This window comes from Pseudomonas sp. AA-38, assembly GCF_029457475.1.
GTDB lineage: Bacteria > Pseudomonadota > Gammaproteobacteria > Pseudomonadales > Pseudomonadaceae > Aquipseudomonas.
In genome coordinates, this window is sequence record NZ_CP120359.1 from 3,062,823 (window position 1) to 3,076,412 (window position 13,590).

The window sequence follows — 13,590 nt, forward strand, 5'->3', positions numbered from 1 at the left end:
TCCGAAAATGGAAAAAGCACCAAATGAAAGCAAAACGGGCCAATCACGCACCATCAAATGGCAGACCAGCTACCGACGCCCAAAAAAAGCACGGACAGTCGGCACCAAAATGGCACTACCCGCTTCCACCGAAAAGGCACTTATTTTTTATTTATCAATGGGTTGAAATCTTTTCTGGCCATCCTGAGCCAACCCGAAACAGCCCCACAAAAGGGCATTTCGAGCGCATCACGCACCAGTACAATGCAATCGATATACCAGTACGGGAGTTTGCTAATCTGACTGAACCCTCGGAGCCAACAAGACTCAGACCTCATACATTCACCACGCAGAGGATGCGCATGATGCCCCGCAAGACTGCTACTTCATCGCAAGACAGCCTGCTCGACGAGTTCCAGGCGCTGGTCACCGACACCGAGAAACTGCTTCAACACTCCGCCAGCCTGGCCGGCGAGCAGGCCGACCACCTGCGCGAAGACATTCACAACAGCCTGCTGCGAGCGCGTGAAACCCTGAAGAACGCCGAAAGCAGCCTGCGCGAACAAGGTAAGCTGGCGGTGGACAGCACCGAGGAATACGTGCACAAGCACCCCTGGCAGGCACTGGGTCTGGCAGCCGCCATTGGCGCGCTGATCGGCCTGTTGCTGAGCCGGCGCTGATTCAGCGACATGAGTCAGAGCCCCTCACCGCGCCGCCTCGGCGGCGCCCTGCTCGGCTGGCTGCAGGGCCACCTGGAGCTGATCGGTCATGAACTCGAGGAACAGCGCAGCCAGGCGCTACGGGCTTTGCTGCTCGGTGGTCTGTGCCTGGGTTTCGCCCTGCTGCTGCTGATCGGCCTGTCGGCACTGCTGCTGATCGTTTACTGGGACAGCCACCGCCTGGCCGTGGCCACGGGCCTGTGCCTGCTCTACGGCCTGGGTCTGCTGCTCAGCGCCGGTGCCTTGCTGGCGAGCTTGCTACGCGCGCCCACACCGTTCAGCGCCAGCCTTGAAGAACTGCAACGAGACCGCGAGCAACTGCTGCCATGAACCCACCCAACCTGCCCAGCCACGGCTCACGCCGCGAAATGCGCAAGGCCATGCTACGCATGCGCCTGGAGATGCGCCGCCAGGAAATCCGCCATGAAGCCTTGTTGCTCACCCAGCCCCTGCGCCAGGTGCGAGATATGAGCATGAACCTGCGCAGCAGTGGCTCTGCACCATTGTGGCTCACCGGTGGTGCTCTGGCGTTCGCCGTGCTGCTCAGGGGCAAAGGTGGCTGGCGCCGCTGGCTGCGCACCGCCCTGATACTGATGCCATTGCTCAGACGGCGTGGCGCCTCCCGCCCGGCATCCGGCGAGGTCACCCGCCATAACTGAATTGTTACCTTTCATGTGCCGCCTGGCCGCGTTCTTGCTTAGTCGAGTCATCTGCTTATTGAATAACCATAAAACGGCTCATAACTAAGGAATTCCCAGGTGACCGAGGGAACGCCATTCGCTGTCTTCCAACCTTTTATCGATACCGCCACCGGGCGTATTGCTGGCGTCGAAGCGCTGGCACGGCTGGTTGACGAGCATGGCCAGATACACTCAGCCGGCCCATTGTTCGCCGATCCCAAGACGCCGCCGGCAGCTCTACGCCGGCTCGACCGCCAGGTGCGTGAAAACGCCCTGATGCGTTTTCACGAGGCGCCGAAGGACTGGTTCCTCAGCCTCAACATCTCGCCGCGCTGGATCAGCCGCCTGCGCCCGGCGCAACCCCTGCCCAGCCTCATCCAGTTGCAGCGCAGCGGCGTCGACCCCCAGCGCATCGTCTTCGAGATCACCGAACTCGGTGGTGCCAGCCAGCGCCTGCCACAGGTGGTGGCGCGCTATCGCGAAGCCGGTGCGCGTATCGCCATCGACGATTTCGGTGCTGGTTACTCGCAACTCGACCGGGTGCTGGCGCTACAACCGGACATTCTCAAACTGGACATGCGCCTGTTCCAGGAAGCGGCGCGCGGCGGCCCCAGCGGCGAGGTGGTCAAGGCCCTGGCGCAGATGGCCGAGAAGACCGGCTGCTGGATCATCGCCGAAGGGGTGGAAACCGAGGCCGAGCTGAACTTCGCCCTGGAATGCGGGGCTCGCTACGTGCAGGGTTTTCTCTTCGCCCGCCCGGAGCGTGAGCTGTTCGCCAGCGATGCCTTCGTCGACCGCTTCGCCCATCTACGCGACAGCTACGTGCAGCACAAGCTGTCCGAACGTGCCCGCCTGGTGAAGCTGCGCAAACACCTCAGCGAACTGATGAGCGAACTCAAGCCATGGGCAGAGAGTGGTGCTGCCAGCAGTCTGCTCAAGGCACCGGATGACTATCCCTGGCTGCTGCGCACCTATCAGTGCGACCGCAACGGCACGCAGATCAGTCCCAATCTGGAATGGTGCGGCAGCCATTGGCGCACCGATGATCGCTACCTGGGCCACAACTGGTCCTGGCGCCCCTATTTCTACCAGTTGCTCGCCGAGGGCTGGGACGAGCGTCGTCTTACACTGTCGAGCACCTACCGCGACGCCACCACCAATCAGTACTGCATGACTGCCGGCCAGTTCATCGACAATGGTCAGCGCCTGCTGCTGGTGGACATCGACGCTGCAGCGCTGTAGTGGCGTGATGCTGTTCGATCAAGCGGTCTTGCGATCCGGTCGGGGGCTTTGAGATTTCTATAGTGCCTGATGCCCCTGGACGGTGATCTCCGGGTGGATTCTTCGCTGGATTTCGGGGAAGTCAGTCTTGATACCGGACTGGCAAGTTTGTCTGTTGGATTGCTGGTTGTCCGGGAGTCCTGTTCCGGATTGCCGCGTTTTTGCTGATGTTTTTGGTTTCGCCCTCCCGGGCGAGTCACTTTTGGGGCAAAAGTAACCAAAACCCTCCGCCCGGTCATCCGGCCCTGGCTGCGCCAGGGTTCGCTCACTCCATCGCCGTTCCAGAGGCCCGCCGCGGTGGGCCATCCCTGGCCCATCGCGGCTCTCGCGACATCCATGTCGCTCAACCTCTTCCTCGACGATTCCGTTCGCCCTCCTGGGCGGGCTCTGCACGCGCCTGAACCCTAGGTAACCCAGAATTAGCGCGGAGTGCTTGAACACGAGGTCAGCCGTAGGGCTGACCGAGATGCCGGCCACAGGCCGGCACGCTGAAACTACGCGAATGAAACTATCGGTTTAATTCGACGGCCACATCGCGACTCCACTGCCGCCAGAGCACACAGGACTATCCTGGCGTACCTGTCCGCTCAGGCGCGCAAATGCCCCCTTCAGGAGGCCGAACGTAGACATTGCGCAGGGGGCGAGCGGCATGGATGCCGCGAGATACCGATGGCGGCCCATGTACGCCGACCCCGGAGCGATGCAGGAGTGAGGGGAGTCGAGCGAAGCATGACGGGGACGCCTAGTTCCGGATGGCGGGGGTGCGTTTCTTTTGCTTACTTTTCTTTGCGCTGGGCGGCAATCCGAGTTCAAAGAAAAGTGAGTCGCCCGAGGGGGGCGAAACAAGGAGTTTCTGAACACACCGAAGCGGCGTTCAGAACACCAGTAAGCCAACACACAAACTTGCCAGTCCGGTATTCACCCAAGCAGCCCTGAAATCGGGCTTGAAGGAAGCTCCGAACCTCAAATGATCAACCACGCCATCCCCCCGGGCTTGCAGCCAGCCGCCCGAACACCCAAGCTAAGGACTCTGGATCAACCCGATGAGGATCGGCCTTGGATTGGCACACCCTGCTTACCCGCGAACGTCTCGGCAAACCTGCCCCCAGCTCGGCCGAACTGGGCCGCAGCCCGTTCCACAAGGATCATGACCGCATCATCTTCTCCGGCGCCTTTCGCCGCCTCGGACGCAAGACCCAGGTGCATCCGGTCTCGAGCAACGACCATATCCACACGCGCCTGACCCACTCGCTGGAAGTGAGCTGCGTGGGCCGCTCGCTGGCCATGCGCGTCGGCGAGATGCTGCGTGACGAACTGCCCGACTGGTGCGAGCCGAGCGACCTGGGCATGGTCGTGCAATCGGCCTGCCTGGCCCATGACATCGGCAATCCGCCCTTCGGTCATTCCGGCGAGGATGCCATCCGCCACTGGTTCCAGCAGGCTGCCGGACGCGGCTGGCTGGACGCGATGAGCGATGCCGAGCGCGGCGACTTTCTCAACTTCGAGGGCAACGCCCAGGGCTTTCGAGTGCTCACGCAACTGGAATACCACCAGTTCGACGGCGGCACGCGACTGACCTACGCCACCCTCGGCACCTACCTCAAGTACCCCTGGACGGCCCGCCACGCCGAAGCCCTGGGCTACAAGAAGCACAAGTTCGGCTGCTACCAGAGCGAACTGCCGCTGCTCGAGCAGATCGCCGCCAAGCTGGAGCTGCCACAAGTGCAAGCGCAGCGCTGGGCCCGTCACCCGCTGGTGTATCTGATGGAGGCGGCCGACGACATCTGTTACGGCCTGATCGATCTGGAAGATGGCGTGGAGATGGAGCTGCTCGACTACAGTGAGGTGGAAGCCCTGCTGCTCGATCTGGTCGGCGACGATCTGCCGGAAACCTACCGCCAGCTCGGCCCGCGCGACTCGCGCCGGCGCAAGCTGGCAATCCTGCGCGGCAAGGCCATCGAGCACCTGACCAATGCCGCCGCCGGCGCCTTCGTCGAACAGCAGCACGACCTGCTGCGCGGCGAGCTGCAGGGGGATCTGGTCGAACACATGCACGGCGCGGCCAAGCGCTGCGTGCAGCAGGCCAAGGCGCTGGCGCGGGAGAAGATCTTCCACGACAAGCGCAAGACCCTGCACGAGATCGGCGCTTACACCACCCTGGAGATCCTGCTCAACGCCTTCTGCGGCGCCGCGCTGGAGCAGCACAGCGGGCGCCCGCTGTCGTTCAAGCATCAGCGCATCCTCGACCTGCTCAGCTACTACGCCCCGGAACCGGGCTGGCCATTGTACCGCTCGTTCATGCGGGTGATCGACTTCATTGCCGGCATGACCGACAGCTACGCCACGGAAATGGCCCGGGAAATGACCGGCCGCTCCAGCCCGGTATAGGTACAGATGAGAAGCCTGATCCGCAACGGCCTGTCCTGGCATGCCGGGCCACCCGCCTGGGGCGCGGCGCTGGTTGCCGGTTTCGGCTGCGCCTTGCCGCTGCTGCTGGGGCTGGTCACCCTGCATACGGGCTTTCTCTGGGCCTCGCTGGGCGCCTTGCAGGCCGCCCAGGCCAATCCGCTGCACCGCTTTGGCATGCTGCGCATGCTCATGCTCACCGGCTTCGGCGCCTGCAGCGCCGGCCTGGGCTTCTGGGCCGGTAGCGATGCGCTGCTCAGCCTGGGCCTGTTCGCCGGCTTCGGCCTGTTGCTGGCCTGGTTGCAGCGCTATGGCAGCGAAGCCGGCAAGCTGGGTTTTGGTCTGTGCGTCTGCCTGTGCCTGGGGCAGAGCCAATATGGCCTGGGCAACCTGCACAACCCCTACGCCGTGGCCATGCTGTTCAGCCTCGGCGGCCTGTGGGTGATGCTCCTGGCATTCGGCATGCGCGGTATGCATGGGCTGCGCACATGGCCTTACATGCCTCGACTGCTTCGCCTGCTCAAGGTCTTGCGACGCCATGCCAGGCGCCTGCCCAAGCGACAATGGCGCCTGCACGCGTTGGGCTGCATGCTGGCCTTCGCCGCCTCCGGGCTGGTGGTCAACCTGGCAGGGCTATCACATGGTTACTGGCTGACCCTGGCAGTGATCACCACCTTGCAACTGGAGCTTCACGACAGCCTGCTGCGCGCCTTGCAGGCCAGCCTCGCCAGCCTGGCCGCCGCTGCTCTCTTGATCCTCGTTGGCCACAGCCTGCAGAACCCACCACTGATGGTCATGGTGTTACTGCCGTTGATCCTGCTCAACCGTGCTCTGCAGGCCAATCACTATGGCCTGTTCGTGCTGCAGACCAGCCTGTGCTTCGTGTTGCTCACCGAGAGCCTGTCACGCGACTGGCACCTGCCCGAGGTACGTTTGCTCAATGCCTTGATCGGCAGCGCCCTGGCGCTGGCCGTGGCCCTGCTGATCCATGCCCTGCAGCGACGATTCGCCAAGGGCAAACGCAACGCACAGGCACAACCGCCCACCTAACCAGGCAGACCCGGCCACTCTTCACTACGCTTGCCAGACAGGTTCAGCGCCCGCCCCTCGCCTCGACCCAGGAGTGAAGAGCCATGCTCAGCAACGCCGTGCCGCGCGAACGCCGCTTTCCTCTGCACGTCCATATCAGCCTGCTGTTCACCTTTCTGCTGCTGCTCACCGGCGTGCTGCTGGGCCTGTTCAACTACCAGCAGACCAGCCGCCTGATCTTCTCCAGCAGCGCCACCCTGTTCGAGCGCATCCAGAGCGAGGTGCAGAAGGATCTGGATGCCACCTACCGCCCCATCCGTCATCTGCTCAGCCTGCTGGCGCTCAACCCCGCAGCCCAGGCGGATGACCTGCAGACTCGCCTGGAGCTTCTGCCGATCTTCGCCCAGGCCCTACGCGACAACCCCAAGCTGGCCTCGCTGTACCTGGGTTACGAGGATGGCGACTTCTTCATGGTGCGCCCCTTGCGCAGCGAGCACCTCAAGCAGCTCTTCGATGCCCCAGAGAATGCCGTCTACCAGGTCTGGTCGATCGACCGCAGCAGCAGCGGCATCGCCAGCGATTACCTGTTCTACGATGGCTCGCTGAGGCCCGTGAGCCGCCGCCAGAACCTCAACGAACGCTACGATCCACGCCAGCGCGAGTGGTTTCAGCGCGCCCGGGGCGATGGCGGGCAGATCACCACAGCACCCTATCTGTTCTTTTCCAGCCAGGAAATCGGCACCACCCTGGCGCGCCGTGCGGGCCTGACCACGGTGCTGGGCGCCGACCTGACCCTCGACGACCTCTCGGCAACCCTGGCCAAGCACCGCGTCACCCCCAGCAGCGAGGTGGTACTGGCCGACAGCGAAGGTAACGTGGTGGCCTACCCGGACAGCAGCCGTTTGATCCGCCAGCACAACGGCAAGCCCGTGCGGGTCAAGGTAGAAGAACTCAGCCCTGCGCTGGGCGAACTGCTCGCCAGCGACCAGGCGCCTCAGGGCATCATTGAACTGGCTCACAAGCGCTGGGCCACGGCCCACTGGCATATTCAGGACGGCGGCCCGCAGGGCCTGCAACTGGCCCTGCTGGTGCCCGAGCACGAGCTGCTGGCCGACGCTTACCGCATTCGCTGGCAAGGCGCGCTGATCACCCTCGCCACCCTGCTGCTGTGCCTGCCCGTGGGCTGGATGACCGCACGGTTGCTGATCAAGCCCCTGCGCTCACTGGTGGAAGAGGCCGAGGCCATTCGTCGCTTCGACTTCAATACGCCGCCATGCACTCGCTCGCCGATACTCGAAGTCGATCGACTGGCCGTATCGATGACCCATATGCGCGATACCCTCGCACGCTTTCTCGATATCGCCGCCAGCCTCTCGGCGCAAACCCATTACGACACCCTGCTCAAGCAGGTGATGGACTCTACCGTGGCCATCAGCGAGGCCCAGGGCGGCCTGCTCTATCTGCTCGACGACGACAGCGGGCGCCTGGAGCCACAGGGCCTGGTCATCGATGGCCAACAACGCTCCCTGGATGAGCTGTACATCCAGGCCCTGCCCCATGACGCCCCGGATCTGCCCGCCTGGCTGAGCGGCCCTGTCCAGGGTGGCAAGAGCATTGCCCAGTCCATCGGCTTCGACCAGGCCGGGCACCTGCAGAAACTGTTGCTGGCGATGGACAGCCCGCGCCTGCACCTGATCGCCGCCGGCCTGCACAACCGTCAGGGCGATACCATCGGTGTACTGGTGCTGTTGCAACGCGATACCGGCGAGAACGGCGAAGACATGCTCAGCCCGGAGCGGGTCGCCTTCGTCGACGCGGTATCCGGCAGCGCCGCGCTGTGCATCGAAAGCCAGCGCCTGCTGGCTCGGCAGAAGCAACTGCTGGATGCCTTCATCCAACTCATCGCCGGCGCCATCGATGCCAAGAGCCCCTACACCGGCGGCCACTGCCAGCGCGTACCGGAAATCACCCTGATGCTGGCCCGCGCCGCCGCCGCGAGCGAGGCGCCCGAATTTCACCAGTACAACCCCACCGATGAGGAGTGGGAGGCACTGCATATTGCTGCCTGGCTGCACGATTGCGGCAAGGTCACCACCCCCGAGTACGTGGTGGACAAAGCCACCAAGCTGGAGACCCTGTATGACCGCATCCATGAAGTGCGCATGCGCTTCGAGGTGCTCAAGCGCGACGCCTGGATCGCCTACTGGCAAGGCGTCGCCGAGGGGGGCGACGCGCAGACACTGGCCGAACAGCGCGACGCCCAGCTCGCCACCCTGGACGAGGAATTCGCCTTCGTCGCCAGTTGCAACCTGGGCAGCGAGCAGATGGCCGAAGCCGATCAGGCACGCCTGACGCAGATCGCCGAACGCCGCTGGCTGCGTACCCTGGACAAGCGCCTGGGGGTGTCCTGGGAAGAGGCGCAGCGCCTGGAACGCACGCCAGCCGAACCGCTGCCGGTACTCGAACCACTGCTGGCCGACCGCCCCGAACATCTGCTCGAACGCCCGCCGCAGGAGCTGTTCGCCGCCGACAACCCCTGGGGCTTCAAACTGCAGGTGCCGCCGTACAAGTTCAACCGCGGCGAGCTGCACAACCTCGGCATCGAGCGCGGCACCCTGACGGCCGAAGAGCGCTACATCATCAACCATCACATCGTGCAGACCATCCTCATGCTCGACCGCCTGCCCTTCCCGCGACACTTGCAGAGCGTCAGCGAGATTGCCGGTGGGCATCATGAAAAGATGGATGGCAGCGGCTATCCCAAAGGCCTGACCCGCGAGCAGATGAGCCTGCCAGCACGGATGATGGCCATTGCCGATATCTTCGAGGCGCTCACCGCCGCCGATCGTCCTTACAAGAAGGGCAAGACCCTGTCACAGGCCCTGGGCATCATGGCCGGCATGTGCCGCAACGCGCATATCGATCCGCAGCTCTTCGCCCTGTTCGTGCACAGTGGTATCCCGCAGCGCTACGCCAGGCGCTTCATGCAGGCGGGGCAGATCGATGAGGTGGATGAGCGGAGCATACTGCAGCAGGCCGGGCTGGCCTGAGAGCCTGTCCAAAGTCTGCTGCGCGTCGGCGAAACTCTGAACAGGCTCTGCGAGAAGGCGCCGGAGACACCGGCGCCAGAGGGACGATCAAGCCTGGTTGATCGGGGTGCCCGGGTACCAGACGTCCAGCAGCGGGCTGATCTCGAAGCCTTGCAGCTCTTCGCGGCCCTTGAGCCAGGCCTCGACGGCCGCACGCTGTTCTTCGCTCACCGAGCCACGCTTGGCCAGGCAGACCAGGCCGTAATCCTCGCCACCGACATAGTCCAGGCCATTGCCGGCGATGGCATCGTCGAGGAACTGGTCGATGAAGCCGTCGATCACCTGATCGCTCAGGTCGGCCTTGAAGTTCAGGGTCAGCTCGAAGCCCAGCTCCTGGAATTCATCGACACAGAGCTTCTTGCGCAGACGGCGGGAACGGTTGGTGGCCATGTAGCTTTCCTCACAGATGATAATCCGCGGCACTCTAGCAGTTTCCTCGCCGGATAGCCCGTCTTGATCGCGTGCAAAACCCCAGCAGTGCGGCATAATGGGCACCATCCGCTCCACCCCATCTATCGTTGCTCCGCTGCTTGCGGAAGGTTTTCTCGATGATTCAACGGTTTCGCCAACTGGCGCTCGGCGCCCTGCTTCTGCCCCTCGTTCTGACCACCCACGCTGCCTCCTCCATCAACCTGCCGGCCAATGTCGAGAAGGCGCTGCGCGCCAACAAGATTCCCAGCCATTCGCTTTCCGTGGTCACCCTGCCGCTGGACGGCCAGCCCGGTGGCCTGCAGTTCAACGCCGACATCTCGGTGAACCCGGCTTCCACCATGAAGCTGGTGACCACCTTCGCTGCCCTCGAACTGCTCGGGCCGACGCACCAGTGGCAGACCGAGTTCTATACCGACGGCCCGCTGCAAAATGGCGTGTTGAAGGGCAACCTCTACCTCAAGGGTGGTGGTGATCCCAAGCTCAACATGGAGAAGCTCTGGCTGCTGCTGCGTGACCTGCGCATCAACGGCGTGAAGCAGGTGCAGGGCGACCTGGTGCTCGATCGCAGCTTCTTCGTCACGCCGCAGTTGCCGGCCTTCAATGACGATGGCGGAGATGACAACAAGCCATTCCTGGTCAAACCCGACGCGCTGCTGGTCAATCTCAAGGCACAGCGCTTCGTCGCCCGTGCCAGCGAAGGCAAGGTGCAGATCGCCATGGATCCGCCCATCGCCGCCATCCGTATCGACAACCAGGTCAAGCTGCTCAAGCCGGCGACCTGCCCGTCCTGGCCGGACGTGCGCTACAACCCGGTGCGGCAATATGATGGCCTGACCCTGATCGTCAGCGGCCAGTTGCCCGAAGGCTGCAGCGCACAGACCTACCTGTCGCTGCTTGACCACCCGGCTTACGCGGCCGGCGCCGTGCGCGGCATCTGGCAGGAACTGGGTGGCCAGATTCTCGGCAAGGATCGCCAGGGCCAGGTGCCGGAGAAGGCCCGCCTGCTGGTGCGCGCCCAGTCCCCCGATCTGGTCGAGATCATCCGCGACATCAACAAGTACAGTAACAACACCATGGCCAAGCAGTTGTTCCTCAGCATCGGTGAGCATTTCCGCAACGCAGCCGACAAGGACGACGGCATGGCCGCGCAACGGGCGATCCGCAGTTGGCTGGCACGCAAGGGCATCACCGCCTCGCACCTGGTCATGGAGAACGGCTCGGGATTGTCCCGTGCCGAACGCGTCAGTGCCCGGGAAATGGCGGCGATTCTCCAGGCCGCCTGGCGCAGCCCCTACTCCGCCGAATTCCGCAGCTCGCTGCCGCTGGTGGCGATGGATGGCACCATGCGCAAACGCCTGCGCCGTACTCCACTGGTGGGCGAGGCACACATCAAGACCGGAACGCTGAACAACGTGCGTGCCATCGCCGGCTACAGCCGCGACAGCAACGGCCAGAACTGGGCCGTGGTGGCGATCCTCAACGACCCCAAACCCTGGGGCGCCAGCGCCATCCTCGATCAGGTACTGCTGGACACCTACAAACAGCCGAAACGTTGAGGAATGAGTAGCCCGGATGCAATCCGGGGCCAGGGTCAAAAGCCCCCGGATTGCATCCGGGCTACGCCATCAGCACGCAGTGAAACGCCAGGCGCGATGGATCTTGGGGTTGCGCGCGAAGTCGGGGTCGAGGGTCTGGGCACTGATCTCCTCCACCTGATAACGCGCCGACAGTCCTTCATCGAGCTGGAACTTGCGGAAGTTGTTGGAGAAGTACAGCACGCCGCCACGAGCCAGGCGCGCCATGGCCTGATCGAGCAGTTCGACATGGTCACGCTGCACGTCGAACACCCCTTCCATGCGCTTGGAGTTGGAGAAGGTCGGCGGGTCGATGAAGATCAGGTCGTACTCCTCACGATCATTCTCCAGCCACTGCATGACGTTGGCCTGCTCCAGGCGATGCTTGTCGGAGAAGCCATTGAGCGCCAGGTTGCGCCGTGCCCAGTCCAGGTAGGTCTTCGACAGGTCGACGCTGGTGGTGCTGCGCGCACCGCCCTTGGCCGCGTGCACGGTGGCCGTGGCGGTGTAGCAGAACAGGTTGAGAAAGCGCTTGCCGGCAGCCTCGCGCTGGATGCGCAGGCGCAATGGCCGGTGGTCGAGGAACAGCCCGGTATCGAGGTAATCGATGAGGTTGACCAGCAGCTTGACGCCCCCCTCCTCGACCTCGAGGAACTGGCTCAAGGCCGCCTGGCGCTGGTACTGGCTGGTACCACTCTGGCGCTCGCGGCGCTTGACCACCACATGGCTCTGCGCGATGCCCAGGGCCTGAGGCACCGCAGCCAGGGCATCAAGCAGGCGCGCCTGAGCCTTGTCCGGGTCGATCGAACGGGGTGCGGCATACTCCTGCACATGCACCCAGTCGCGGTACAGATCGATGGCCAGGGCGTACTCGGGCATGTCGGCATCGTACAACCGATAGCATTCGACACCCTCGCGACGCGCCCACTTGCCCAGTTGCTTGAGGTTCTTCTGCAGGCGATTGGCGAACATCTGCCCACCCTCGGACAGGCGCGCCGGCTCGGCAGGCTCGGCTGGCGCGTCCTCCTCCCTGCGACCACGACGGTCACCAATGACGAACTGATCGGCCTGCACCTTGATCAGCAGCAACTTGCACGGCAACGCACCGTTCCAGAAGGCATATTGCTTGTGGCTGCGCAGGCCCATGCGCTTGCCCAGTTCCGGAGTGCCGGTGAACACCGCCGCCTCCCACCCCAGGCAGGCCTGGCGCAGGCGCTCACCGAGGTTCTGGTAGAGATACAGCAGGCTGGCCTCATCCCCCAGGCGTTCGCCATAAGGCGGGTTGCTGATCACCAGGCCCTTCTGGTTCTGGTCGGGGCGCGGCTCGAAGCTGCCCAGCTCGCCCTGGTAGATCTTCACCCAATCGGACAGACCCGCGCGTTCGACGTTGTTACGCCCGGGCTGGATCAGCCGCGGGTCGGCCTCGTAACCGCGAATCCACAAAGGTGGCCTGGCCAGCCCATCGGCCGCACGTTGCTCGGCCTCGGCATGCAGCTTCTTCCACAGCGCCGGTACGTGCCCAAGCCAATTGGAGAACCCCCAGCGCTCGCGCTTGAGGTTCGGCGCGATATCGGCAGCCATCAGCGCCGCCTCGATAAGGAAGGTGCCAACGCCGCACATGGGGTCGGCCAAAGCACCGCCTGCGGCGGCGATTCGCGGCCAGCCGGCACGTATCAACACGGCTGCGGCCAGATTCTCCTTGAGCGGCGCCGCCCCCTGCTGCAGGCGGTAGCCACGCTGGTGCAGGCTGTGCCCGGAGAGATCGAGCGAGAGCACCGCCTCGCCGCGGTCAAGGCGCAGGTGTACGCGCAGATCCGGGTTGAGCTTGTCGATGCTCGGGCGCTCGCCAGTGCGGGTGCGCAGGCGATCGACGATGGCGTCCTTGACCTTCAGCGCGCCAAAGTGGGTATTGTCGATTCCCGACCCCTGGCCGCTGAACTCCACCGCCAGGCTGCCAGTCGGCTCGAGATGATCGCGCCAGTCCACCGCCTGTACCCCGGCATAGAGCTGCTCGGCATTGCTCATGGAAAAACGCGACAGCACCAGCAGCACGCGGTTGGCCAGGCGCGACCAGAGGCACAGGCGATAGGCCACCTCCAGATCCCCCTGCCCGCGCACGGCTGCGGTCTGTTCACGGGCCTCCTCGAGGCCGAGACCAGCGGCCTCTTCCAGTAGCAGGCCTTCGATGCCCTTGGGGCAGGTAAGCACGATTTCGTAACGCTCGGACATAACCATCCAGTGCCAGTGGCGATAAAAAGAGGTGCCAAACACCTCGGCTAACATTAAGAGACAAAAGGACGCAGTGCCCCTTCGTCGGAATAAGCAGCAATCTCATTCAGGCCATCACGTCGCCATCCCGCCCGTGAAGGCAGGCCACACGGGCCGTCTGGCTCGTCGCTGG

General features: G+C 63.9%; 11 protein-coding genes. 9 read left to right on the forward strand and 2 right to left on the reverse strand.

The features are described from left to right. Nucleotides 1–7 precede the first annotated feature (7 nt). The 8 genes from PVE35_RS14035 (at nt 8) to PVE35_RS14070 (ending at nt 9,144) form a co-directional block, all read left to right on the forward strand. Nucleotides 8–166: a hypothetical protein gene (locus PVE35_RS14035; RefSeq protein ID WP_277372156.1), complete on the forward strand. Its 159-nt coding sequence runs from the start codon at nt 8–10 to the stop codon at nt 164–166. A 178-nt stretch (nt 167–344) separates the two neighbouring features. Further along, nucleotides 345–659 (forward strand): DUF883 family protein, encoded by a 315-nt coding sequence (locus PVE35_RS14040; protein WP_268183214.1) that lies wholly within the window; start codon nt 345–347, stop codon nt 657–659. A 9-nt stretch (nt 660–668) separates the two neighbouring features. Further along, nucleotides 669–1,028: a phage holin family protein gene (locus tag PVE35_RS14045; RefSeq protein ID WP_277372157.1), complete on the forward strand. Its 360-nt coding sequence runs from the start codon at nt 669–671 to the stop codon at nt 1,026–1,028. Then, nucleotides 1,025–1,357: a hypothetical protein gene (locus PVE35_RS14050; RefSeq protein ID WP_277372158.1), complete on the forward strand. Its 333-nt coding sequence runs from the start codon at nt 1,025–1,027 to the stop codon at nt 1,355–1,357. Before PVE35_RS14045 ends, PVE35_RS14050 begins: the two co-directional genes overlap by 4 nt. 99 nt (nt 1,358–1,456) lie before the next feature. Continuing rightward, on the forward strand, nt 1,457–2,620 hold the full coding sequence (locus PVE35_RS14055; protein ID WP_268183208.1) for an EAL domain-containing protein: 1,164 nt from the start codon (nt 1,457–1,459) through the stop codon (nt 2,618–2,620). Nucleotides 2,621–3,715: 1,095 nt separating this feature from the next. Beyond that, a complete protein-coding gene (locus tag PVE35_RS14060; protein ID WP_268183207.1) occupies nt 3,716–5,047 on the forward strand; it encodes a deoxyguanosinetriphosphate triphosphohydrolase in 1,332 nt (443 codons plus the stop codon). A 6-nt stretch (nt 5,048–5,053) separates the two neighbouring features. Further along, nucleotides 5,054–6,115 (forward strand): FUSC family protein, encoded by a 1,062-nt coding sequence (locus tag PVE35_RS14065; protein ID WP_277372159.1) that lies wholly within the window; start codon nt 5,054–5,056, stop codon nt 6,113–6,115. A gap of 83 nt (nt 6,116–6,198) precedes the next feature. Continuing rightward, nucleotides 6,199–9,144, forward strand: coding sequence for an HD domain-containing phosphohydrolase (locus PVE35_RS14070; RefSeq protein WP_268183202.1), 2,946 nt, complete (start codon nt 6,199–6,201; stop codon nt 9,142–9,144). Nucleotides 9,145–9,231: 87 nt separating this feature from the next. Here the strand turns inward: PVE35_RS14070 and PVE35_RS14075 are convergent, their stop codons facing one another. Next, nucleotides 9,232–9,573 carry a YggL family protein gene (locus tag PVE35_RS14075; protein ID WP_268183200.1) on the reverse strand — a complete coding sequence of 114 codons (342 nt, stop codon included), beginning with the start codon at nt 9,571–9,573 and terminating at the stop codon, nt 9,232–9,234. 158 nt (nt 9,574–9,731) lie between these two features. On the opposite strand from PVE35_RS14075, the gene dacB reads away from it, so the two are divergent. Then, nucleotides 9,732–11,171 (forward strand): D-alanyl-D-alanine carboxypeptidase/D-alanyl-D-alanine-endopeptidase, encoded by a 1,440-nt coding sequence (dacB, locus tag PVE35_RS14080; protein ID WP_277372160.1) that lies wholly within the window; start codon nt 9,732–9,734, stop codon nt 11,169–11,171. Between the two features lie 69 nt (nt 11,172–11,240). On the opposite strand, the gene rlmKL is transcribed toward dacB, so the two are convergent. Further along, complete coding sequence (gene rlmKL, locus PVE35_RS14085) at nt 11,241–13,418, reverse strand: bifunctional 23S rRNA (guanine(2069)-N(7))-methyltransferase RlmK/23S rRNA (guanine(2445)-N(2))-methyltransferase RlmL (RefSeq protein ID WP_277372161.1); 2,178 nt, start codon at nt 13,416–13,418, stop codon at nt 11,241–11,243. Nucleotides 13,419–13,590 lie beyond the last annotated feature (172 nt).

Coding starts and splice junctions, on each gene's coding strand:
- PVE35_RS14035 (WP_277372156.1), top strand. CDS start 8: ATGGAAAAAGCACCAAATGAAAGCAAAACGGGCCAATCACGCACCATC.
- PVE35_RS14070 (WP_268183202.1), top strand. CDS start 6,199: ATGCTCAGCAACGCCGTGCCGCGCGAACGCCGCTTTCCTCTGCACGTC.
- PVE35_RS14075 (WP_268183200.1), bottom strand. CDS start 9,573: ATGGCCACCAACCGTTCCCGCCGTCTGCGCAAGAAGCTCTGTGTCGAT.
- PVE35_RS14045 (WP_277372157.1), top strand. CDS start 669: ATGAGTCAGAGCCCCTCACCGCGCCGCCTCGGCGGCGCCCTGCTCGGC.
- rlmKL (WP_277372161.1), bottom strand. CDS start 13,418: ATGTCCGAGCGTTACGAAATCGTGCTTACCTGCCCCAAGGGCATCGAA.
- PVE35_RS14050 (WP_277372158.1), top strand. CDS start 1,025: ATGAACCCACCCAACCTGCCCAGCCACGGCTCACGCCGCGAAATGCGC.
- dacB (WP_277372160.1), top strand. CDS start 9,732: ATGATTCAACGGTTTCGCCAACTGGCGCTCGGCGCCCTGCTTCTGCCC.
- PVE35_RS14065 (WP_277372159.1), top strand. CDS start 5,054: ATGAGAAGCCTGATCCGCAACGGCCTGTCCTGGCATGCCGGGCCACCC.
- PVE35_RS14040 (WP_268183214.1), top strand. CDS start 345: ATGCCCCGCAAGACTGCTACTTCATCGCAAGACAGCCTGCTCGACGAG.